Below are 1197 nucleotides of genomic sequence, written 5' to 3'. Positions count from 1 at the left end.
AAGAGAGAATTCGGTAATTCGTACATCGGTAATTCGTACATTTAGGCAGGCATGTGGATAGCCAGGACTTTCATGCGCGAACCAGCAAGTTCGGGGCGCTGGAAGCGGTAAGCGGTCAATGCCACGCCTACCATGACACTGTACACTAAAGCCGTATGCTGATAAGCGGCAACCAGTCCACTCCAGCGTGCGGCTTCCAGGCCGAAGGAACGTTTCGCCCAGGCAACGTGGCGTTCAATCACCATGCGGAATCTGGCATGAAACCGCCATTGGCGAAGGAAAGGCAACGTGGCTCAAGCGGTTTTACCTTTTCTGCGCAAGTTGTCGTCAATCATGAAACCTGCATGGAAAACGACACGGATGTCATTCAAGAGCGCATAAGTAAAATAGGCGGCATCGGCGCGGACAATGGCAATCCGAAAACCAAAACAAGCTACTGCTCAGGCTCAGAGCGGAATCGCCGCCAGGCTGTCGGAGCAGTTGGCCGGTGTCACCAGGACCATGATCGGCACTTCCGACCAACGACAGAACACGGGATGCACCTTGTCGCCCCACATTGAACCGTTCCATCGCTGAGGAAACCTCCATCCAGCATCCGGGTCGCGATGCTACCAGGCCTGTAGGGTTGTGGAATCCAGCACCACATCCACTCCATGCATGATGTTGCGGCGATACCATTGCCAGACCATGCCCACGAAGAACAGCCAGAACACCCAGAGACCAAGTGCGCGACGACGTTCCCAATATTGCCCGACGCTGATGACTTGCCCATCTTCAAACCCTGCCTGCGTTGCAGCCTCAGGATGGCTGCGAAAATAATCCACCACCATCTCGTAGCGCATCTGCCAGGCGCGTTGGATATACGCTCCCAGCAGGATGCTTTCATCGGAATACCGTCTTTTGCGACCTCGCCGATGTGAATCTGGAAGCGACCGGGGGAACAGGTTCACCGCCCAACGGGCAACCTGCATGGCACAGGTTGTTTGCAGAAACGCAGCAGGCGTCACCCACAGCCGTTTTCCCAAGCGCGCAGGCAGGTTCTCCAGGCTCGTTGTCACGGGCGATACCAACGACGTCCCAGTATTTGAAAGTGCTGTACCATTGGTCATGGGGTCTCTCCTGGTTGTAGTAGATTCGATAACCAATTCTACTCCATCAGAGACCCTCCTACTTCAAAACTAATTACCGAATCCTCTC

At 54.7% G+C, this 1197-nt stretch carries 2 protein-coding genes; both read right to left on the bottom strand.

What is annotated here, in order from left to right; all coding sequences use genetic code 11:
- Nucleotides 1-41: 41 nt before the first annotated feature.
- Nucleotides 42-245, bottom strand: a complete 204-nt coding sequence (locus NW819_RS13060; protein WP_414414006.1) for a hypothetical protein — start codon at nucleotides 243-245, stop codon at nucleotides 42-44.
- A gap of 363 nt (nucleotides 246-608) precedes the next feature.
- Nucleotides 609-1109: a hypothetical protein gene (locus NW819_RS13055; protein ID WP_414414005.1), complete on the bottom strand. Its 501-nt coding sequence runs from the start codon at nucleotides 1107-1109 to the stop codon at nucleotides 609-611.
- Between the last annotated feature and the right edge of the window lie 88 nt (nucleotides 1110-1197).

It is taken from the genome of Synechococcus sp. R8-2 (assembly GCF_047461715.1).
Classification (GTDB): Bacteria; Cyanobacteriota; Cyanobacteriia; order Thermostichales; family Thermostichaceae; genus Thermostichus.
Note: the sequence above shows the minus strand (reverse complement) of the source record. Positions and strands in the feature narration are given on the sequence as shown.

Coding starts and splice junctions, on each gene's coding strand:
- NW819_RS13060 (WP_414414006.1), bottom strand. CDS start 245: ATGGTGATTGAACGCCACGTTGCCTGGGCGAAACGTTCCTTCGGCCTG.
- NW819_RS13055 (WP_414414005.1), bottom strand. CDS start 1,109: ATGACCAATGGTACAGCACTTTCAAATACTGGGACGTCGTTGGTATCG.